Origin of the sequence: Enterococcus sp. AZ040 (genome assembly GCF_050499185.1) — a bacterium.
GTDB classification, from domain to species: Bacteria; Bacillota; Bacilli; order Lactobacillales; family Enterococcaceae; genus Enterococcus_D; species Enterococcus_D entomosocium.
This window is the reverse complement of record NZ_JBMHEW010000001.1, coordinates 398,887-420,775: the sequence shown is the minus strand read 5'-3', so window position 1 is coordinate 420,775 and position 21,889 is coordinate 398,887. Positions and strand designations below refer to the sequence as shown.

At 45.5% G+C, this 21,889-nt stretch carries 18 protein-coding genes and 1 other annotated feature (1 of these 19 cut by a window edge); of the genes, 1 reads left to right on the top strand and 17 read right to left on the bottom strand.

Annotated features, from left to right (window positions below):
* Positions 1 to 4 precede the first annotated feature (4 nt).
* From IGK63_RS01990 to IGK63_RS01930, 13 genes are all read right to left on the bottom strand, one after another.
* Entirely contained in the window at positions 5 to 1,021 is a 1,017-nt protein-coding gene (locus IGK63_RS01990) for a serine hydrolase domain-containing protein (RefSeq protein WP_016611432.1), read from the bottom strand.
* A gap of 198 nt (positions 1,022 to 1,219) precedes the next feature.
* A complete protein-coding gene (locus tag IGK63_RS01985; RefSeq protein WP_016609582.1) occupies positions 1,220 to 2,041 on the bottom strand; it encodes a VOC family protein in 822 nt (273 codons plus the stop codon).
* 175 nt (positions 2,042 to 2,216) lie between these two features.
* Complete coding sequence (gene argB / locus IGK63_RS01980) at positions 2,217 to 2,978, bottom strand: acetylglutamate kinase (RefSeq protein ID WP_016611433.1); 762 nt, start codon at positions 2,976 to 2,978, stop codon at positions 2,217 to 2,219.
* Between the two features lie 35 nt (positions 2,979 to 3,013).
* Positions 3,014 to 4,204, bottom strand: coding sequence for a bifunctional glutamate N-acetyltransferase/amino-acid acetyltransferase ArgJ (gene argJ / locus IGK63_RS01975; RefSeq protein WP_034872069.1), 1,191 nt, complete (start codon positions 4,202 to 4,204; stop codon positions 3,014 to 3,016).
* 78 nt (positions 4,205 to 4,282) lie between these two features.
* On the bottom strand, positions 4,283 to 5,305 hold the full coding sequence (gene argC, locus IGK63_RS01970) for an N-acetyl-gamma-glutamyl-phosphate reductase (protein WP_016611435.1): 1,023 nt from the start codon (positions 5,303 to 5,305) through the stop codon (positions 4,283 to 4,285).
* A 146-nt stretch (positions 5,306 to 5,451) separates the two neighbouring features.
* Entirely contained in the window at positions 5,452 to 6,597 is a 1,146-nt protein-coding gene (locus tag IGK63_RS01965; RefSeq protein ID WP_016611436.1) for an acetylornithine transaminase, read from the bottom strand.
* A gap of 203 nt (positions 6,598 to 6,800) precedes the next feature.
* Positions 6,801 to 8,681, bottom strand: coding sequence for an ABC transporter ATP-binding protein (locus tag IGK63_RS01960; RefSeq protein WP_005232291.1), 1,881 nt, complete (start codon positions 8,679 to 8,681; stop codon positions 6,801 to 6,803).
* On the bottom strand, positions 8,678 to 10,405 hold the full coding sequence (locus tag IGK63_RS01955) for an ABC transporter ATP-binding protein (protein WP_008376197.1): 1,728 nt from the start codon (positions 10,403 to 10,405) through the stop codon (positions 8,678 to 8,680). The genes IGK63_RS01960 and IGK63_RS01955 overlap by 4 nt, the downstream gene beginning before the upstream one ends.
* Positions 10,398 to 11,066, bottom strand: a complete 669-nt coding sequence (locus IGK63_RS01950) for a TetR/AcrR family transcriptional regulator (RefSeq protein WP_005232294.1) — start codon at positions 11,064 to 11,066, stop codon at positions 10,398 to 10,400. The genes IGK63_RS01955 and IGK63_RS01950 overlap by 8 nt, the downstream gene beginning before the upstream one ends.
* Positions 11,067 to 11,332: 266 nt before the next feature.
* Positions 11,333 to 12,364 (bottom strand): LPXTG cell wall anchor domain-containing protein, encoded by a 1,032-nt coding sequence (locus IGK63_RS01945; protein WP_034872070.1) that lies wholly within the window; start codon positions 12,362 to 12,364, stop codon positions 11,333 to 11,335.
* A gap of 128 nt (positions 12,365 to 12,492) precedes the next feature.
* Positions 12,493 to 14,505, bottom strand: a complete 2,013-nt coding sequence (locus tag IGK63_RS01940; protein WP_016611438.1) for a PTS beta-glucoside transporter subunit EIIBCA — start codon at positions 14,503 to 14,505, stop codon at positions 12,493 to 12,495.
* Positions 14,505 to 15,413, bottom strand: coding sequence for an N-acetylmuramic acid 6-phosphate etherase (gene murQ / locus IGK63_RS01935; protein ID WP_008376205.1), 909 nt, complete (start codon positions 15,411 to 15,413; stop codon positions 14,505 to 14,507). Before murQ ends, IGK63_RS01940 begins: the two co-directional genes overlap by 1 nt.
* Positions 15,406 to 16,470, bottom strand: coding sequence for a DUF871 domain-containing protein (locus IGK63_RS01930; protein WP_429972423.1), 1,065 nt, complete (start codon positions 16,468 to 16,470; stop codon positions 15,406 to 15,408). Before IGK63_RS01930 ends, murQ begins: the two co-directional genes overlap by 8 nt.
* A 246-nt stretch (positions 16,471 to 16,716) precedes the next feature.
* Between IGK63_RS01930 and def the strand changes: the two genes are divergently transcribed.
* Positions 16,717 to 17,280 (top strand): peptide deformylase, encoded by a 564-nt coding sequence (gene def, locus IGK63_RS01925; RefSeq protein WP_008376209.1) that lies wholly within the window; start codon positions 16,717 to 16,719, stop codon positions 17,278 to 17,280.
* Between the two features lie 93 nt (positions 17,281 to 17,373).
* Here def and IGK63_RS01920 read toward each other — a convergent pair whose 3' ends face one another.
* Genes IGK63_RS01920 through IGK63_RS01905 form a run of 4 tightly spaced genes read right to left on the bottom strand, consistent with a single transcriptional unit; the run spans position 17,374 to position 21,291 of the window.
* Positions 17,374 to 18,582, bottom strand: coding sequence for a M20 family metallopeptidase (locus IGK63_RS01920; RefSeq protein WP_005232314.1), 1,209 nt, complete (start codon positions 18,580 to 18,582; stop codon positions 17,374 to 17,376).
* Between the two features lie 59 nt (positions 18,583 to 18,641).
* Entirely contained in the window at positions 18,642 to 19,481 is an 840-nt protein-coding gene (locus IGK63_RS01915; RefSeq protein WP_008376213.1) for a MetQ/NlpA family ABC transporter substrate-binding protein, read from the bottom strand.
* Positions 19,482 to 19,533: 52 nt separating this feature from the next.
* Complete coding sequence (locus tag IGK63_RS01910) at positions 19,534 to 20,214, bottom strand: methionine ABC transporter permease (protein ID WP_008376215.1); 681 nt, start codon at positions 20,212 to 20,214, stop codon at positions 19,534 to 19,536.
* On the bottom strand, positions 20,215 to 21,291 hold the full coding sequence (locus tag IGK63_RS01905) for a methionine ABC transporter ATP-binding protein (RefSeq protein ID WP_008376218.1): 1,077 nt from the start codon (positions 21,289 to 21,291) through the stop codon (positions 20,215 to 20,217).
* A gap of 360 nt (positions 21,292 to 21,651) precedes the next feature.
* Positions 21,652 to 21,889: a binding site (T-box leader), on the bottom strand; it runs 1 nt beyond the window's last position.

The following is a 21,889-nucleotide window of genomic DNA, read 5'->3' as shown; positions in this document are numbered from 1 at the left end:
CCGCTTATTCGGCAGATTCTTTTAAGTAACATTGCAGGATTTCGTCACGATGACCCAAGTAGCTTTCTCGATGATCCACTGGATGGACCCGATTCGATAAGAAAATAAACGCTTTTTTGTTAGGGATATCTACTGCGAGAAACGTGCCTGTATAGCCTGTATGAAATAATTGGTACGGCGCACCCAATAAGTCCCAGCCATAGGTGCGGGGCTTTGTGCTTTCAGGCGTCTGCCTCTGAGCCAGCGCCTGCATCACTTTTTCTGAGAAAAACGGCGCACCTTGCTGCTGACCATTTGCCAATAACAGTTGAACGAACAGCGTCAAATCATCCACGGTAGAAAACAACCCGGCGTTGCCGGCATGGTTTCCCAGCACTCGTGCTTTTGGGTCATGGGTGATTCCTCTAAGGATACTGCCGTCTGGCTGCTGCTGGGTAGGCACGATCAATGGCAGCTGTGAAGGAGGAAAAGGCGGAAAGCCGCTGTTCTTCATGCCTAAAGGCGTCAAGACTTCTTCTTGAAAAATCTCGGTCACTGGTTTTTGATACAGCTCCTCCAATAAAAAGCCCAGCAAAATCGTCCCAGTATCCGTATAGCTGACCGTTTGACCGATCGTATCACTGCTTTCAAGCTGCAAATACGCCTTGCGCAAGGCAACAGCATCCAACTGGTCTCGATGAGGAATCCACGTGTTGATGGCTGCCGTATGCGTCAGCAAGTGCTTGATCGTTACCCGATCGTCTTTAAACGCTGGCAACCAACGAGTAAGCGGCGCCTCCATCTCGATTTTTCCTTGATCCCACAATTTTAACAGAACACTCGTTGTACAAACGACTTTCGTCAATGAGGCTAAATCAAACAAATGCTCTTTCGTCATAGGTTCGGTTTTCGGAAGAAGCGCTGCCTGTCCGAATACCTGGGTCTCTTGGGTTTCACCAGCGATAAAACGCAGCACCGCTCCTGGGAAAACGGTCGGCATTTTTTCTTGAATGAGCTGTACTGTTTTTGGGTACATTGTCATCGTTCCATACTCGCTCCTTTCAGGCTTGTCTTGCTTCTAACTTTAGCACTTTTTAGCAGCAAACAAAACTCGTTATAACCTTTTTTTCTCCAGCTGTTCGCCTCGATCAGCTAATCGATTCGCTTGCTTGGTTTCTTAGCCATCAAAAAACATCGACCACTCAAAAGAGTTTCCGATGTTTTTCTTATCTATTTGGATTTATTTTTTAACGATAAACCACCATTCGATACCGATCGCATCGTAGGTCGTCAACAATTGCCGTTTTTTGTCGATGAAAAACTCTTGGTTCTTCTCAGACAAGTGTTTTTCCAATGTATCGATATCTTCTTGACTGATGGAGATTTTCAAGAAGTCTAAGCCAAGCACCTCGTGGCTCGGTAAGTCGATCGTACCACCTTGTGCTTCAGTCAAGCCAACTTGGAAGTCACCATCATTGAGGATAAATTCCTTTGTTTCGGCTTCTTTTGTTTTCAATCCTAAGCTTTCTTCTAAGAAAAGCTGCTCTTTGGCTAAATCACTGACGTTTAAATACAGCTTGCCAAAATGAGCCTCTTTTGATAAGCCAGCCGCTTTTGCAGGTGCCGCTTTGATCAATTCTGCTTCGTCTTTTGGTACCGCAGTTCCTGCGGGTGCTGTAAATAAGACTTCGATTTTGTTTCCTTCTGGATCCGCTATAATAAAGCCTAATTGATTCGCTTCATAACGAGCTTCTTCGAAAGCAATCGCTTTTTGTTGGGCATTGCTCGCGATAGTTGCCGCTTCTTCTAGCGAGGATATGGCTAAAACGATGCGCTGCATCTTTTTGATCTCACCGAAATGGTCGTTGGCACGCGGGCTTTCTTCCAACCATAAAACTTCTCTATCTAATCCTTTTAGACCAAAGATGGCCAACTCATTTTCTTCTCTTTTCAGCTCAAAGCCAAGTACATCGCGATAAAAGGCAATCGCTTGATCGCGGTCTTTTACCCGAATTGCAACAGTCAGCAACTTCGTACTGCTCCCCAATAAGAAATCTGTCATTGTTTCTCCCCCTACTTACATATGTACTCATTGTACTGATAAAACGAAATTCTAGCAAATGAAATCCCTATCTCTTTTATTCTTTTTTTAGAGAAAATAAGAAGAAACGCACAGAAATGTCAGAATTTTGCATTTTTATGAGTAGAGAGGAGGCGCTTGGGTGTCGCTAATGGCTTCAACTACAGCCAGCTGCTGCTGGACTTGCCGCGAGGATCTGGGTTCCTAAACGATCGATCCGATCGGTGATACAAACGGCAGCTACCCCTGCTTTTAAGGCTTTCTGAGCACTTTTTAGTTTTGGCAGCATGCCGCCCGTGACTACTTCTTCGGTGATCAAGCGGGGGATCTCTTCAAAAGAAACAGCGGATAACCACTTGCTTTCTTGCTTGATCCCAGGGACATCCGTCAACAAATACAGTTTTTCGGCTTGTAAGCTGGCTGCGACCTGACAAGCCACTTCATCCGCGTTGATGTTCAACCATTGCCCCTCTGGCGTAATTCCTAGTGGGGCCAAGATCGGGACATGTTTTTTCTCTGTCAAGAGCTGCAAGAAGGCGGCGTTGATTCGCTGAACTTTCCCTACTTGCCCTAATTTCTCCTCATCGATAACTTCTCCTTGGATCAGCTGATCACAGCCAGCATTCAGTCCCACGGCATGGAAGCCAGCTTGCTGGAAAGCGGTCGTGATCAGCGGTTGAACTTGTCCCAAAAGGACCATTCTAGTTACTTCAAGCGTCTGGGGGTCGGTCACCCGCAGGCCGTCTTTGATCGTGACTGTCAACGCCATTTTCTCCATCATTTCTGAGATGTAGTGACCGCCGCCATGGACGATGACCACTTTTTTGCCCGCAGCTTGCCAATCTGCTATCGTCTCAAAGAATGACGGGGTTAAATTGTCTGAAGCGACACCGCCGATTTTTACTACGATCGTCTCCATCTACTCGCTCCTTTTTGTCTAGTACCTGATTTGTTTCAGGTATGATATAGTGCGTTGATTTTCACATAGTCATAGGTCAGATCACAGCCCCAAGCGGTGCCAACACCTGCCCCTTCTTTCAGCTCAACAGCGACTTTGACTTCATTTTCCGCCAACTGTTCTTGCATGATGGTTTCGTCAAAAGCTACCGGTGTCCCTTGGACAAAGACGGGAATGTCGGCTAATGCGATCGATACCGTTGCTGGATCGATGGGTTGCCCACTATAGCCCACTGCACATAAGATACGCCCCCAGTTTGGGTCTTTGCCAAAGAGGGCTGTTTTGACCAGCGGCGAACCGACGATGGTTTTGCTGATCATGCGGGCTGCTTCATCGGTCACAGCTCCACTCGTGTGAGCTTCGATCAATTTGCTGGCGCCTTCTCCGTCCTTCGCAATTGCTTTGGCTAAGGCGGTCAGAACTGCTTTAAGCATCCCTTTAAACTCATGATAAGCTGGCGTATCGGCTTCGATCGTTGGATTTTTGGCTAACCCGTTGGCTAAAACTAACACCATATCATTGGTAGATGTATCACCATCGACCGTGATTTGATTAAAGGTGACATCGGTCAACTCTTTCAGCAGTGTTTGCAAGAGTGCTGACGAGATCGCTGCATCCGTCGTAACAAAGGCCAGCATCGTGGCCATATTAGGATGGATCATACCAGACCCTTTGGCACAGCCCGCAACAGTCACCGTTTTGTCAGCGATCGTTGATTGGATGACACTGCTTTTTTCAGTCAGATCCGTCGTCAAAATTGCTCTTTGAAATCGGTGGGCATCCCCTTGCCTGTTTAGTTGCTGAATCCCTGCCGTGATTTTTTCCATCGGTAAGCTCTTACCAATGATCCCGGTGGAGGCTACCGCAAAGGCTTCGGGACTCGTATGCAGCTGGGCTGCTGCCAATTCTGCCATCTCTTGTGCATCTTTTAAACCTTGCTCCCCGGTACAAGCATTGGCATTGCCCGCATTGACGATCACGCCTTGCAAGGTGCCTGCTTGCATTTTTTCCTTTGTAACGAGAATGGGTGCCGCTTGTACTTGATTGGTGGTAAAGACTGCCGCAGCACTGGCTGGCACTTCAGAGACGATCCAACCAAGATCGACTTTCTCTTTCTTCAGACCGCAATGCAGACCGTCGGCAAAAAAACCTTTGGGGGTTGCGATCGTTCCTTCGATTTCTTTCATTTTCTTTCCTCCTACTGCCACCTTTTTGCGGATTGTCCACTGGCTGACACGAGTATCCTCACGCGTCTGTTGGCTATTTTATGGATATAACGGTGCTTGCATAAGACCAGTCGTTTCTGGTATCTTTGCCCATCGATTGAAGTTTTGGATCGCTTGGCCAGCAGCCCCTTTGCCTAAATTATCGATCACTGCGACAACGGTCAACACTTGGGTCAGTGGATTGAAGCATAGGCCAATGTCACAAAAATTCGTTCCCGTCACTTGCCGCAGCTCTGGCAGCTTTCCTAACGGTTGCACTCGGACAAACGGATGGTTTTGATACGTTTTTACATATTGCTCATAAACGGCTTCTTGGGAAATCGCGTCTTTGAGAGGCGCATAAAGCGTCATAAAAATCCCTCTTTTGACAGGAAGTAAGCTGGTAGAAAATTGGATCGGCGGTATTGCCTGATCCCATTGTTGAAACTGTTGCATGATCTCGGGAATGTGCTGATGCTGATTTGGCTTATACATCGTCATGTTATCTGCAGCGGTTGTAAAGTGACTGGTGTCGGACAATTTCTTACCAGCACCCGACAAGCCCGACTTGCCATCAAAAATCAACGTACCGCTGAATAGTTTTTGCTGAACCAACGGCGCAGCAGCTAAAATGGCAGCAGTCGCATAACAGCCTGGATTGGCGATCAAATTGCCAGGAGTCGTTGCAAACTCAGGCAGCGAATAGGTCGCGTGTGCCAACAACTCGGCAGGGGCAGCTTCTTGGTGATACCATTTTTGATAGCTATCCCGATCCTTCAATCGCAGATCACCAGAAAGGTCAATCACTGGAAAGTCATTTGCGACAAAAGTAGCTGCGAGTTCTTTGCTGATTCCAGCAGGAGTCGCAAAAAACACGAGTTGATTTTCCTTTTGGATTTTTTCTGCATCAAAAGGTTCGATCAGCTGCTCTGTCAGCCCAACTAGATGAGGATACAAAACTGATGAATTTTCATGCATAGAATGACTATGCAAGGTGCCCACCTCCAATTGGGGATGTTGCTGGATCAAACGAATCAATTCAATTCCGGTATACCCTGTTACACCAACGATTGCTGCCTTCAAACACGTCACTCCTCAAAAGAATTTACTTAAGATTATAAGAAACTCCCATTGCTCTGTCAATGATTATTTATAAAACTATTCAAAATAAATTCGCTGTTATTCGGTTTTTATAAGAAAAAATGCCCAAAAAATCTATTTTTATACAATTATGCTAAGATTGCTTGTAAAATCGCCAAGGCTGCTTTCGTTTCCTCTTGCGAGATCGTTAAGGGTGGCAGCAAGCGCAAAACCTTGGTACCCGCCTTTAATGCGAGGAGGCCTTGGTTCCGCAGTTGAGTCAACACGGATTGCAAGCTTTCCGAATCTGCTAATTCGATACCAATCATCAATCCTTTCCCACGAATCGCCTGCACCTTAGATAGTCCTTGCAATCCGTCGAAAAACTGCTGCTGACGCAATTGAACATTGACTTGAATGTCCTCTTCTTGCAACACACTGCAGACGGCACTAGCAGCGGCCATCGCTAATTTATTGCCACCAAAGGTCGAACCGTGACTACCGGGTCCAAAAGCCGTTTGCAAATGACTTTTGCCTAGCATTGCTCCGACAGGGATCCCGTTACCAAGCCCTTTTGCTACGGTAAAAAGATCAGGTTCAATGCCGTATCCTTCAAAAGCAAACAGTGTTCCTGTCCGTCCCATCCCGGTTTGGATCTCATCCACCACCAGCAGTGCTCCCTGCTCCTGACAAAGGGCTGCCACCCCTTGGACCCACGCCACCTCGGCAGGGATTACGCCGCCTTCGCCTTGGATCAATTCTAAAAACACGGCTGCCGTCTGCTCATCTAAAACGGCTTGCAATGCCTCAAGGTCATTAAACGGTACATAAACCATCTCTGGTACCAGCGGACCAAACCCATCGTGAATACTGCTTTGCCCAGTCAAAGACATCGCGCCAAAGGTCCGACCGTGGAAAGATTGTTCAAAACTGATGACTTTGCTACGGCCAGTCGCTTTGCGAGCCAGCTTTAAAGCTGCTTCGTTCGCCTCAGCGCCGCTATTACAAAAATAGGCCAGATACGGCTCGTCTGATACGTTCTTTTGGTTTTGGGTCAGCTTTTGGGCAACTTCTTCTTGTAGTTGGCTGTCATATAAATTCGGCACATGCCAAATCTGCTCTGCTTGGGTCATCAAAGCGGCTTGCACTTTGGGATGTCCATAACCGAGATTGACAACCCCGATACCGCTCGTTAAATCTAAATATTGGTTCCCTTGCGAATCTACGACATAGCTCCCGCTGCCTTGCTGGATATCGATGGGCAAACGGCTGTAATTAGGAAAAAGATGACTCATTGGATTCACTCCTTGTCTTGGATCATTCGAAATTATGTATTAATATACATTTTTATCTAGATAATTGCAATAAATATTTAAATTAAAGCGGTAAAAATTCATAAAAAAAGAAAGCAGTGACAATCACTGCTTTCTTTCAGTCAACCTTTGGCGGTCTGTTTATTATCATTTGGGGAAGAATTTCTTTCATTACAAACAGTGGATCACGCCACTTCTTCTGAAAATTGACTGTTATAAAGGTCTGCATAGAAACCGTTTTGCGCCATCAATTCCTCATGGTTTCCAGTTTCAACAATAGATCCGTGATTCATCACGATGATATTGTCAGCATCACGAATCGTAGAGAGACGGTGAGCAACCACAAAGCTGGTCCGATTTTCTAACAAACGCCCCATTGCTTTCTGGATCAAGATCTCAGTCCGCGTATCGACACTAGAAGTTGCTTCATCCAAAATCAAGACGTCCGGATCCGCTAAGAAGGCGCGGGCGATCGTGATCAGCTGACGTTGACCTTGGGAGATGTTGCTGGCTTCTTCATTCAAGACCGTATCATAGCCTTCTGGCAATTTGCGAACAAAATCATCCACATGGGCAGCCTTCGCCGCAGCAATCACTTGTTCTTTGGTCGCTTTTTCATTTCCATAATGAATGTTGTCATAGATGGAGCCGGTAAACAACCACGTATCTTGCAGCACCATCGAGATATTACTACGCAATTCATCACGAGTCAAGTCTCGGGTATCTCTGCCATCATAACGAATGCTACCGCCAGAAACATCATAAAAACGTTCCAAGAGATTGATCAGCGTGGTTTTCCCAGCGCCGGTTGGTCCTACGATAGCCACCATCTCACCAGCTTTGACATCCAGATTAAAATCGGTCATCAATAATTTGTCTGGGGCATAACCAAATTGAACATGATCGAAACGAACTTTGTATTCACTGTCTTCCACTGGTAAACCAGAAGGCTCATCATTCATTTCTTCTTCATCCAAGACTTCAAAGACCCGTTCGGCAGATGCAACGGTTGATTGGATGGTGTTTAGCAAACTAGCGATTTGAGTGATCGGTTGAGAGAATTGATTGGTGTATTGCAAGAATGCTTGCACATCCCCTAACGTCATGTTCCCATTCGCTACCTTGATTCCACCAAGGACAGCCACGAAGACATAGCCTAAGTTTTTAATGAAGTTCATCAAGGGCATAATGATCGCTGAAATAAATTGGGCTTTCCAACCAGCAGAATACAGACGGTCATTTTCTTCTTCAAAAACGACTTGATCGGCAGCTTCATGGTTGAAGGTTTTGACTACTGTATGACCGCCGTAAGTTTCTTCGACTTGGTCATTGAGCAATCCTAAACTTTTTTGTTGGGCCGCAAAGAATTTTTGCGATTTTGGTGCGACGATCATCACGACGATCAAGCTTAAAGGAACCGTTGCTAAAGCAATCAAAGTCAGTTGCCAACTGATCGTCAGCATCATCCACAAAACCCCGATAAAGGTCACGACACTCGTAATAAATTGGGTCAAGTTTTGTTGCAGGGTACTTGCGATATTATCCATATCATTGATTGCCCGTGACATGATATCCCCATTTGAGTGAGTATCATAGTAAGAGATCGGCAAGCGGTTCATTTTTTCATCTAAGTCTCGACGCAGCTCATAAACCGTTCGTTGAGAGACACGGGTCATAATAAACTGTTGTAGAAAGTTGAAGACGGCTGAAATCACATACATGCCGATCGCGATCAAAATGATTTGACCAACTTTCTCAAAATCGATAGGAAATTCTGTCACCTGTTGGCCGGCTTGCATCTGCTGCGTACCGATCATGACCCCTTTAAAAATTTCAGTGGTCGCTTCCCCTAAAATTTTCGGTGTTTGGATTTGGAAGATCACGGCTGCGATCGCTAAAACGAAGACGGCAATGATAGCGAGGGAGCGTTTCGACATGTACCCGAAAAGCCGTTTGACCGTCCCCCAAAAGTTTTTTGGTTTTGGTCCTTTGGCACCGATGTTACGGCCTGGACCGCCGCCCATTGGTCCGCCACGGTGTTGTGTTGTTGTTTTCTTTTCACTCATGCAAGATCCTCCTCTCTCAATTGTGAAGAAACGATTTCTTGATAGGTTTCATTGTCTGCCATTAATGATTCATGGGTCCCTTTCCCTACGAGTTGTCCTTCATCCAATACTAAGATCGTATCGGCATCCATGACGGTGCTGACCCGTTGGGCAACCACGACCATGATGCTGTCTTGCATGTCGCGTTTCAGTGCTGCTCGTAAGTTTGCATCGGTTTTGAAGTCCAATGCGGAGAAGGAATCATCAAAGACATAGACATCTGCTTGTTTCACTAACGCACGAGCAATCGCTAAACGTTGACGTTGTCCACCAGAGAAGTTGCCGCCGCCTTGTTCTACACGGCTATCTAAGCCATCTGCCAGTTCGGAGACAAAATCTTTGGCTTGGGCGATCTCTAATGCTTGCCAGATTTCTTCGTCTGTCGCATCAGGTTTTCCATATTTCATATTTTCACGAATGGTACCGGAAAACAGTACCGCTTTTTGCGGAACAAAGCCCACGACTTCTCGTAGATTATGCTGGGTGATTTCTGCAATATTGACCCCATTGATTTTGATTGCACCAGACTCCACATCGTACAAACGAGGCAAGAGATTGACTAGTGTCGTTTTCCCTGAGCCCGTCCCACCGATGATGGCAACAAAATCACCAGATTTTGCTTGGAAGTCGATATCTTCCAACGCCAATTTCTCAGCGCCTTGGTAGCGATACGCCACATGGTCAAAAGTCAAGGTTGCTTGATCCCCTTGTAAGCTCAATGTCGCTGGTGTTTTTGGATCGAGAATTTCATCTTCTTCATTTAAGACTTCGTTGATCCGATCAGCTGATGCTTGGGCTCTTGGCACCATCACGAAGATCATGGACAGCATCATAAAGCTGATCAAAATTTGCATCGCATAAGTCATAAACGCAATCAGGTTCCCGACTTCTAAGGTCATTTCGGCAATATAATGACCACCAAACCATGTGATGGCAATGTTCGTTCCACTCATGATCAACGTCATCAAAGGCATCATCAAGGCCACGATGGTATTTACTTTGATCGCGGTGTGGGTGTAATCTTTGTTGGCTTGATCAAAGCGATTCGCTTCATAATCCGTCTTGTCAAATGCCCGAATAACGCGGACCCCCGTCAAGCCTTCACGAAAGACTAAGTTCAAACGGTCAGTTTTCTTTTGCATACTTTTGAATAAAGGAACGGCAAAATACATAATACCGCCAACTAATACTAGCATGATAGGAATAACGACTAAAAAGATTCGTGTTAATTGGGCATCTTTTTGATAGGCCAAGAAGCTCGCCCCAATCAGTGTGATCGGTGCATTGATCATCATACGTAAAAACATTTGCGTCACCATTTGAATTTGGTTGACGTCGTTAGTGGTTCGTGTGATCAATGATGCGGTCCCAAATTTATCGAAAGAACGGGAAGAAAAATTCTCAACTTTTTGGTAAATGTCCGAACGTAGTTTTTGTCCTAATTTTTGTGATTCTCTTGTTGCGAAATACGTATTTCCTAAAGCGGCGATGATACTGATCAATGAAAAGCCGATCATGTAAAAGCCGGTTTTCCAAATGTAATCAATGTCCCCTGTCGCCACCCCATTGTTGATAATATTGGAAGTCAATGTCGGTAGATACAAATCAGAAACGACTTGGATCACCATAAACACCACTGCCATGATTATGGAAATGACGGATACGCGTTTTATCAGCTTAATCATAGGTTTCCCCTCTTTCTTTTTTTGCGCCCTCTCTTAACCAGCGGACTTTACTGTTGAAATCAGCGATCGCTTCGGCAGGATCATAGTCTGGATCAAATGCTGATTGGCGATAGGCTTCGGCAATCGTCGAAAAGACGGTATGCATCAGCAGCTGGATCAGCATTTTCAACTCATGGTCGTCTTTGACTTTCAATAAATCTTTGTCGACCTCTGACAAAAAGATGGCTTGCTGCTTCTGCCGATCGGCTTTGTGTTCTTGATGCATCTTGTGCTGCATCTCTGGCACGACTTTATGGAAGGAACGATAATCCATACTCATAAATAAATTGCGGTAAAAGTTTGCGTTTTTGCCTTTGAAAACCTCGGCGATCATCCGTGAAAAGTACCATTCGAACCCCGCAAACAGATCACCGTTTTCATGTTGGATCGATTTCAGCAGATCTCGCTGACTATTTTTTTTCAACGTATGGAAATAATAGTAATAAAGATCTTCTTTGTTTTCGAAGTATTGGTAAAAACTCCCGCGAGGAATCTCGGCATCTTTGATGATGTTGGCGATCGAGGCGTCTTTCAACGGCAGCCTTGAGAATTCTTTTTTCGCCGCATTTAAGATGCGCTTTTGTTTTTCTGGCGGCAAGTGAAAAAATGTATCGGTCGGCATCACAAGCAACTCCTTTCTAATTTAAAATAAATCACAGCTCTCGATATGACACGTTGTCATATGACACTGTGTCATTATACACCCCTCACCAGAGAATGCAAGAATTTAAATTTGACTTTTTTATGAAGGAATCAATTCTGGTCTTTTTATAAAAGGCGTTATTTGAAAAGAAATCACGAGTGAAATTTCTGAAAATAAAAAACCTTCGTTTCCCTGATGGAAAACGAAGGTTGCTATTTTTTCATTCCGCCGATTATAAATAACGGTCATTTTTTCTTTCGGCGCCATAAAATCAAGAAAACGATCAGCAGCAGGATAACACCGGCGATCAATAAGGTATAACTTGGCGCTTCATTGGTTTTAGGTAATGTTTTTTCGCCATCGGCAGTAGCGTTGGCCTCTTTCGAAGAAGTCGTTGTCGCTGTTTCTTGGGCTGTCGTCGAAGTTGCCGTCGCTTCTTCAGTCGTACTCGTTTGCGTGCCTGTAGGCAGATACATGGAATCATTTGCCGCTTGAATGATATAAGAGATCCGTCCGGGGACAAAGGCACCTGGATCAACTTGCATCTCTTGTTCCATCTGATTCAAATTGGTCAAAATTGAAATCATCCATTCGTTGGAAACGGCTTGATTCAAATGTAAAAAGACTCCGTCTGCTGGATAGACGACCCTTAAATATTCCTGCAACTGATCCACGACAGGAATCAAGTCAGCAAAACTGGCGTAGCTATTCGCATCAAAAGCCAGTTGCGGCTCAATGGCTTCCCAGGATAACGTCTGATCGACAAACAAGGCACCGATGATTTTTGCCAAGTAAGCAATATCAAAGCCCATCGCATCACTAGAATAACGTAACGCTAGGCGATTGCCATTGGTCAATTCTTCATCTGTCAACTGGTCCAACTGTTCTTGGGTAAATGCGGTCACACTGCCTTCAGTGATCCCTTGGGTTAAGGCGCTACGAAGCGAACTAGGTTCATCGGCTAACGTGTTGATCTCATTGACGTTTTGCGTCCCTGTCTCTGCTTGGATCGAGGCAATAACGGCTTCGGAATCGACTGGCTCTTGATTCTCGTCAGCTGTAGTTTCTGAAGTAGCGGATTGATCCGTTTCTTGGTTTTCATCTGTACTTTCTTGGGCAGAATTTTGAATCTGCTCACTGTCTGTTTGCCCTTCTGATGAAAGCGTCTCGCTAACGGCAACCGGATTGTCACTTCCACTCGTAGCCGTTTCATCTGCATGAACCATCATTGGTGAAAATGCCAGCGTCATTAGTCCGAACCAAATTATTTTTTTCATCATCATTGCCTCCTCGAATGGGATTTCTCCCTTTGTAACGAAACTGTAACATAAAGGCCTCGTTTCCGCAATCAATTTAGTAACTTCTTAAAAAAAACCTCCATCTTTATCAGATAGAGGTTTTACCATTATTTTATCGTTGCCACATGCATGACTGCTTGACCTGCGTTTGTTTCCGCGATCGGTAACAGTTCAACGTTGGCTGCTTGGTCCATATTGGTGATAATAACGAGCATCTCAGAGGCTTTGCCTTTGGCTGTCAGCTGCGCCAAATCGACTTGGGCAACTTGGGTGGCTGGTGTCACCGCTTGGCCTTCCTCCACCAGGATCTCAAAAGGTGCTCCTTGCAATTCGACGGTGTCGACACCCATGTGCAGCAGAATCTCTAGCCCGCTAGCAGTCTTGATTCCCAATGCATGTTTCGTTGGGAAAATCGTCGTGACGGTTCCTGCTGCTGGTGCAAAGATCGCCCCATTGTCTGGCAAGACGAAATACCCGTCGCCCATCATTTTTTGCGAAAATACCGGATCACTTGACGCGCTGATCGATTTTGTCGTACCTGTTGCTACTGCGTATAAGGGTGTATCGATCGTTGTTGCTGATGAATTTGCTGCCGTTTCCTTTGCAGCCGTTTCACTCGTTTCTTTTGGTTGCGGTTGCACAGTGACGGTTGCAGCTGGTTTTGCCTCCTCTGCTTCGCTTTCTTTGACTGCTTCTAAGCGATCTTTAGGAATCCCAAAGAAGTAGGTGGCAACGAAGCCGCCAGCATAGCCTGCTAACAAGCCGAAAATATAACCCATCCAACGGCCGTTGGCAATCAATGGAATCAAAGCTAGCCCTGATGGTCCAATCGCCGTTGCGCCGATATTTGTCAAAGCGCCAATGACCGCACCACCGATCCCACCACCAATACAAGCAGTGATAAATGGTCGACCTAATGGCAATGTCACTCCGTAGATCAATGGTTCGCCGATACCTAAGATCCCAACTGGCAATGCACCTTTGATCATTTCAGAAAGCTCTTTGTCTTTACGTAGTCGTACCCATAAGGCGAAAGCTGCTCCGACTTGACCGGCACCAGCCATGGCTAAAATCGGTAATAATTGCGTACTGCCTGTTGCTTCGATCATTTGGATGTGGATCGGGGTTAAAATTTGATGCAAACCAAACATGACCATTGGTAGGAAGGCCGCCCCTAAGACAAACCCAGAAAACGCACCGCCCACATTCAAGACCCAAGTGATTGAACCGACTAAGCTGTCAGAGATCAGACCTGCCAATGGCATGATCAAGAAAATCTCCGTCAAACCGATGATCAACAAACACAACGTCGGAGTCACGATAATATCGATCGCTTCAGGAATCACTCGATGCAGCACTGCCTCTAATTTCGCCAAAAGCCATACAGCGAAGATCACACCGATGATCCCTCCTTGGTTGGCAGCTAAAGCTTCGCCGGTGAACAAGTTTTGGATCGGGGCTTCTGGGTTCATACCGGTCAGCAAGATGATCGAACCGATCACTCCACCAAGGGTTGGATTGGCTTTAAAGACCTGCGCAGCATTGACCCCAGTAAAGATTGCTAAATAGGTGAACATCCCATTTCTTAGGACGTTTAAAATCATGACATAATAATTCCAAGTGTCTCCATCTAAATTTCCAGCAGTGATCATGTTGGTCAGAACGGAGGCGATCCCTGCAACGAGTCCTGCACCAACGAAGGCTGGAATCATTGGAACAAAGATATTTGAAATGTCTTTCAGCAGCGACTTCAATGGTGATGATTTTTGTTTGGCTTTTTGGGCTGCTTTCATCTCTGCCGTTTTTTCTGATAACGCCTCTTTGCCTGATTTTTGCTGCGGGATCTCTTGCCCTAAATCAACACCGGCTTTTGCCACCATTGCGTTGGCTACTTTGTTGACTTTCCCTGGTCCGATAATGACTTGCAGCTGCTCGTCATTGACGACACCCATCACGCCGGGAATCTCTTTTAACCCTTGTTGATCGACCTTGTCGTGGTCGCGGACGGTCATTCGTACGCGAGTCATACAGTGATTGACTGTTTCTACGTTGTCCATTCCGCCGGCTTCTTGAAAAATCATCTCCGCTAACTCTTCTACCGTCAGTGTTTCTTTTGCCATTACTTTTCTCCTCCTAACGCCGTTTTGACAAACCCTTGTGCCGTGGCAAGTTTTGCTTGTGCTTCGTCTTTCGTGCTATCCGTCAACAGCATCACGATCGCCAATTTGACATTCTGATCTGCTTCTTCAAATGCTGCAGCGGCTGTTTCATAATCAGCTTCAGTTGCCTGCATGATGATCCGTTTTGAGCGTTCCACCAATTTTTCGTTGGTCGCTTTCACGTCGACCATCAAATTATTGTAGACTTTACCGATCCCTACCATCGATAACGTCGAGATCATATTCAAAATCAATTTTTGGGCAGTTCCTGATTTCAAACGAGTCGAACCCGTCAGAAACTCTGGGCCACAATCGACTTCAATTGGAAAGCTGGCATGTTGAGAGATCTCCGCATCTTTGTTACAAGCGATCGTAGCCGTTGTGGCACCAAGCTCATTGGCGTAATCAAGAGCCCCAATCACGTAAGGCGTTCTACCACTGGCAGCGATCCCGATCACCATGTCATTTGGGTTCAACTTCAGATCGACAAGGTCTTGTTTCCCTAGCGTTAAGGAGTCTTCTGCTCCTTCGACAGCGACCGTCATCGCTTCTTCACCACCGGCGATCAGACCAACCACCATCTCAGGTGATACCCCAAAGGTTGGGACACATTCGGCCGCATCCAAGACGCCTAATCGACCACTTGTCCCAGCGCCAAGATAAATCAAGCGTCCGCCTTTTTTAAAAGCAGCGATAGTTTGTTCAATCACTTTTTCAATACTAGGAATTTCTTTTTCCACTGCATAGGCAACTTTTTGATCTTCTTGGTTCATTTTTTGGCACGCTTCTAAAATCGTCATTTCATCTAAATTGCTCGTTTCGCTATTGCGTCGTTCAGTCGTTAATTTGTCTAAATTGATTTTATTCATTGGAATCATCTCTTTCTAATTTAAATCGCATCCCTGCTTTGATTTGTTGGATCAAAGGCAGATCGGCTGGTATCACCTGAGCGGCGAGGTTGACTTTGGGGTCTGCAGGCAATGGTCGTTTGCACACTTGAATCTCTTCCATATAACGCAAGTACTCTTGGTTATCGATCGTCACAGCACCCATTGGCCGCTCTTGACTAAGTTCAGGTTTGACTTCTGGAATGGCATTGAAACGGGCATCGGCGCTACGCAAGACATCTCGAGCTTCATCGTAACGATTCTGGTGATCCCCTAGTACGTGTTCAAAGTAAGTAGAACCAAGATCTTTGACCCGCAAAACGATCCGCGCTTCTTGCAGATACGTCGCAAACTGCTGCGCACTTTTTGCAGAAACCATGCCATCGCCAATGTAAACAGCATCAACTGAGCCAGTAGCCAACAAGTCGATTGCTGCGGCAAAAGGCGACCAGTTGCGGTGTCTTTCCAGTGTGGGTAATCCTTGAAATAACGGTCCGCGTTTCTTGGCATCTCCTGGAACAAAGGCTTGGACGAAAAAGCCTTGTGCTTTCAACCAGCGGTTCTTCTCCTGAAACCAGTCAGCATCTAGTCCTGTTTCTGGCCGGGGGTAATAATTGTGCCAAGCTTCCAAACGAGTAAAATCGGCTCCATACGCCTGCAGCTCTCGAATGTCTTTTTCCGTTAATGTACTGGCATTCAAACTGATGGTCATTTCTTTTGAAAAAGCAGCGATTTGTTGATTGTCGATGGCATAGTCCATTCGTAAACCAGTGACACCGATCTCCCTTAGTTCCCCCAGATTGTCGATGGAAAAGCCCGATTCTGCTAAGGCGTTTCCAGAAATATCTACCATTAAAGACAGCTGATGGTCTTTTGCGAAACCTCCCAAGTCCGTCAGACGCTGCCGATAGGTACTGCGATCGTCTTCTGGTATGTGCATGGAGGTGAAAATCCCTTTAAAGCCTGATGCCATCGCAGTCATCTGCTCAAGTTCTGCTGCCGTCAAGTCTTCGTTCATAAATACAGAAAAGCCGAACATCTCTTTGCCTCCTTGGTGAGTCACTTTCGTGATACCGTTTTCTATAAAAGCATTATAACTGATTCTCTTCCTGTTCGCAACTATATTTCATAATTAAATCTTATATATAGAAATATCGTTTCATTTAATAAGAAAGCTTTACCCTTTAAACTTTCTTATGCCCTTCTTTCTGCACTTGTGGTACACTTTATTAGGAACGAAACTTGCTTTCGTCATTTTTACATAGTAGGAGGAATCACATCATCAATGATTACAATGGATGATATTATTCGCGAAGGCAATCCAACCTTGCGTGAAGTAGCAAAAGAAGTACCTTTTCCTTTGAGCGAAGAAGATATCGCACTAGGAAAAGAAATGATGACCTTTTTAGAAAACAGCCAAGACCCAGTCAAGGCAGAAGAACTCGAATTAAGAGGTGGTGTTGGTCTAGCAGCTCCTCAATTAGATATTTCAAAACGAATCACAGCGGTCCTCGTCCCTAGCAGCGACCCAGAAAAAGCAGAACCTGATTTTAAAGATGTTCTTTACAATCCTAAAATTCTAAGTCATTCCGTGCAAGAAGCTTGTTTGGGTGAAGGCGAGGGCTGCCTGTCCGTGGACCGTGAAGTCCCTGGCTACGTGGTACGCCATGCCCGGATCACGATCAGCTATTACGACATCAACGGCAAAAAGAAAAAAGTTCGTTTAAAGAACTATCCTGCGATCGTCGTTCAGCATGAGATCGATCATTTGAACGGGGTCATGTTCTACGATCATATCAATCAACAAAATCCTTTTTCATTGAAAGAAGGCATTTTAGTCATCGACTAACTAAAAAGTCTCTACCGACATTTTGCGGCAGAGACTTTTTTTTCTTCTATATTATTGAGTATCCTCTGGATATCTTCCTTCAAGGTTTTGGCGTTAATTGCCTTTTGCTAGGCTTTCTTGATGATCGGCTTTGATTTTTTCTAATAACGCCGGTTGTTCAAAAAGATCTAACGCGGTCAGCGCTAAAAGTTCAGCCGCGATAGCGATCGACTGCAAGCCTTTTTCACTCTTGGCAGCGGCTTTGAATTCTTCCGAATGACCCGCAATGTAGTCATCTGAAATCGAAACGGTGGGTTGGATCGTCGGGATCACTTGACTGACATTGCCGACATCAGAAGAACCAAGACTTGTTTTGGCTTCCGTATCGATCTCATCGGCAGGTACGCCCGCTTCTTGGGCATGGGCAAAGAAGATCTCATCAAAACTTGGTGTCACGATCACATCGTCGACGGAGTTTTGGAACAAGCCGAATTCATAGGTCGCTCCCGTGGCTAAAGCGGCTCCTTTGACGATGTTTTCGACTTTCTCGTAGACATCGTTCAAGGTCGCACGATTGGCTGCTCGTAAATAAAAACGACCGGCTGCATATTCTGGCACGACATTGGCTGCCACGCCACCATCGGTGATCACACCATGAATATTGACGTCTTTTGGTAAGTGCAGACGCAATCCATTGATCCCGTTAAAGACTTGCAGCAATGCTTCTAACGCGTTGATGCCTTTTTCTGGTGCAGCTGCCGCATGGGAAGCTCGACCATAGAACTTGATATCCACTGGATCATTGGCTAATGACGCTGTCGTTTTGCCATAGCGATGGGCTGGATGGACACAAAGAGCGGCATCGACATCATTGAAGAACCCTTCACGGACAAAACTGCCTTTAGCGGAACCATTTTCCCCACCTTCTTCTCCTGGCGTCCCATAGACTCGAATCTCCCCGCCTAGCTCATCGATGAAAGGTTGCAGGGCACTGGCTGCTAAGACGGAATAAGTCCCGAAGAGATTGTGCCCACAAGCATGACCGATCCCTGGTAACGCATCGTACTCAGCTAAAAAGGCAATCGTCGGGCCCGGTTTTCCACTGACATAGCGGGCATCAAAGCCGGTGCGATGTCCTGCGACATCCTTTTTAACAGCAAAGCCTTCTTTTTCTAATTGGGCGATCAGGGCATCGGCTGAGTAAAACTCATAGTTGCTGACTTCTGGGTGATTATGGATATCTAATGCCAAGGCTTGATAAGCGGCTAAACGCTCTTGGATAAATGGTTTAATCGTTGCTTTTGTAATAGTTGCTGTTGTCATAATCAAATCTCTCCTTTTTTATACATGTTTTTTCAATTTTATATCAAATTACGTGGTACTTATTTTGCCCCAAAGGTTTCCCAAGCAGGAACACTTGATCCTTTTGACGTTTCCTCGATGACTTTTTTCGTATCCTCTGTTTGGTAAGCAGCAACCACTTTTTGGTAAACTTCATTGTCTTCATCTTCTTTACGGGCGGCAATGATGTTGACGTAAGGACGGGCCGTTTCATCAACAGGCTCTAAAAAGATTGCATCTTCGGTAGGCACAAATCCTGCATCTACCGCCATGCCGCTATTGATAACAGAAACATCGACATCGGAAAGTGCCCGGGCTGTTTGCGCTGCATCAAGTTCCGAAATTTCTAAATTCAAACGGTTTTCAGTAATATCCGCGACCGTTGGTGTTTGTCCGGCTGCTTCATCCACTTTGATCAATCCAGCTGATTGTAACAAGAGTAATGCCCGACCACCATTGGTCACATCATTCGGGATCGCAACTTTAGCTCCTTCAGCCAAGTCGTTGACATCCGTCACTTTGTCGGAATAAATGCCTAATGGCGCGTTGACTGTATTGCCGATCGATACGAGATCGGTACCAAATTCTTTATTATAATTGTCCAAGAAAAATTGGTGTTGGAATGAATTGAGGTCAATGGAACCATCAGCTAATGCTGCGTTGGGTTGATTGTAATCAGAGAATTGGACATATTCTAAATTGATGCCTTCGTCTTTCAAACGATCTTTGACATCATCCCAGACATCGGTGTCCGCGCCAATCACCCCTAATTTCACAGTGACTTCTTCTTGATCAGTGGCTGCGGCACTGCCATTGTTTCCGCATCCGGTAATAAATAATAATGCTGCCCCTAAGACGATTGATTGTACGATTTTTTTCATTTTTTCTTCCTCCATAGACTTGCTTGTTTTTTTATTTGTACGTAAGTGGTGGTCAGTGAGATACTCGTTTAATGAGTAGGTTGCTGACAAATTGACTGATAAAAACGAATACTAAGATGATCAAGGTCGCCATGATCGTGACATCGGTCTGGAATCGGTTGTACCCGCGGGTGATGGCTAAGTTACCTAAACCGCCAGCGCCAACTGCTCCTGCCATGGCGGTCAATCCGATCACATTGATCACGGTCAATGCAGAGACCCGAATGATTCCCGCCACGCCTTCTGGCAAATAGACCCGAAAAATGATGCCGAAAGGACTGGTGCCCATCGCTTCGGCTGCTTCCACGACACCGGGGTCAACTTCTAGCAAGGCAATCTCGATCTGCCGAGCAAAGAAAGGAATGATCCCAGCAATCAGAGGAACCAATGCTGCTGTTTCGCCGATCGTCGTTCCCACAAGAAATCGGGTAAAGGTTCCTAGTAACGTCAATAAGATAATGAAAGGGATCGAGCGGACCACATTGATGACTTTATCGAGAAATTCAAAGAGCGGTCGATTTTCTAAAATCCCGTTCGGTCGCGTCACTACTAGGACGATCCCTAACAAGATACCTAAGATGCCCGCAATCAAAGAGGTCCAAAAAACCATATACAAGGTTTGGATCGTTGCTGCGACAAATTCATCTTGGATCGCAACAACATTGGGAAAATATCTTTCTAATAAGGCAGCCATCTAAAATCCTCCTTTAATCACATTGTTTAATGGTTCTGCATGATTTTCTTTTAAAATATTGGTGTACACTCCTTGAGACTTCAAATATTCTAAGGCATGTTTGCGCTGTTGGTACTCTCCGGATAAGCTAACGACCAAGCTGCCGATCGGCACTTCTTGCAAGATCTCCACGTTGCCGTAAAGAATATTGGTGGTCACTTTGTAGCGACTGTACAATTGGGCGATCAGTGGTTCATTGGTTTGATCCCCCACGTAGGACAGCTCCACCAGCCATTCATTCGGTGCCAAGGAAGAAAACTTCGAACTGCCGAGGATCGTTTCTAAGGCTTGGTCGATGTGCGTCGCCGTTCGGATGAAATCTTTGGTCAATGGTTTTTCTGGTTGGCTAAAAATCTGAACGCTCGAACCTTGCTCAATAACTTCGCCGTCTTCCATCACTGCCACTTTGTTGCAGATTTCTTTGACAACTTGCATTTCATGGGTAATGATCACGATGGTCAAACCGAGAGTCCGATTTAATTTTTTCAACAAAGCCAATATCTGTAAGGTCGTTTTCGGATCAAGGGCGCTAGTTGCCTCATCGCACAGCAAGATCTCTGGATCATTTGCCAAAGCTCTGGCAATGGCGACCCGCTGCTTTTGCCCTCCAGATAGTTGGCTAGGAAACGCTTGGGCTTTTTCTTCCAATCCAACAAGCGCCAGCAGCTCGGTTACTTTTTGATGACGTTCCTGTTTGGACCGTCCCCCATATTTCAAGGAAAAATCCACGTTATCAAAAACATTGCGGCTGTCCATCAAGTTGAAGTGCTGAAAGATCATTCCGATCGTTTTCCGTTTTTCTCGCAGGTCTTTCGCAGAAAGCGTGGTCAGCTCCGTGCCGTTGACGACGACGCTGCCGCTGCTTGGGCGCTGCAATAAGTTGATCACACGGACGAGTGTACTTTTCCCGGCGCCTGAGTAACCCACGATGCCGTACACGTCCCCTTTGTCGATCTCGATCGATACGTTTTTGACCGCTTGGATCGCGGGTTTCTTTGATTGATTGAATGTTACTGATATATCTTTTAATGAAATCATCGTCTTCCCCCTAGTTCTTGTCTTTTTCAATAAAAAAAGGCATCCTCAAACAAGTCACCTGTGACTTGTTTGAGGACGCCTTTTTGCGTGTTACCACCTCAGTTTAAGCTGTACTCGCATACAGCTCCTTTTCGAGTACGATCATACTCTAGCCAGATAACGGTCGCTACCGTCGTCGCCTTGCAAACTACTGCTCGGAACGAATCACTCCTTGGCCATTTTCTAAAAGTCGTTTGATGCTTCTTTTCAGCTACCGAAGCTCTCTGTTGAAAAAACGTGCTTTTTTACTTACCAATTCTTCGTGTGTGGTGCTATTTGATTTTTGTGTATAAAAAAAGTCCTTTTACCAGCGTTTGCTAGTAAAAGGACGAATATTCGTGTTACCACCTTTTGTTTAGAAGGTTTCCCTTCCCTCAACCCAACGTCTAGCCGTGCTAGAGATTGGTGCACTTTGTAACGGTAGTGCGCATCCGTGATTGCCTACTTATCGACAATCAATCCTCCAAGGCCATTTTTCATCGCTTCTGACTTGACTCTTTCCACCAACCAGAGTCTCTCTTTAAAGTATCCGCGGTTACTTTCCTTCTCAACAGATTCA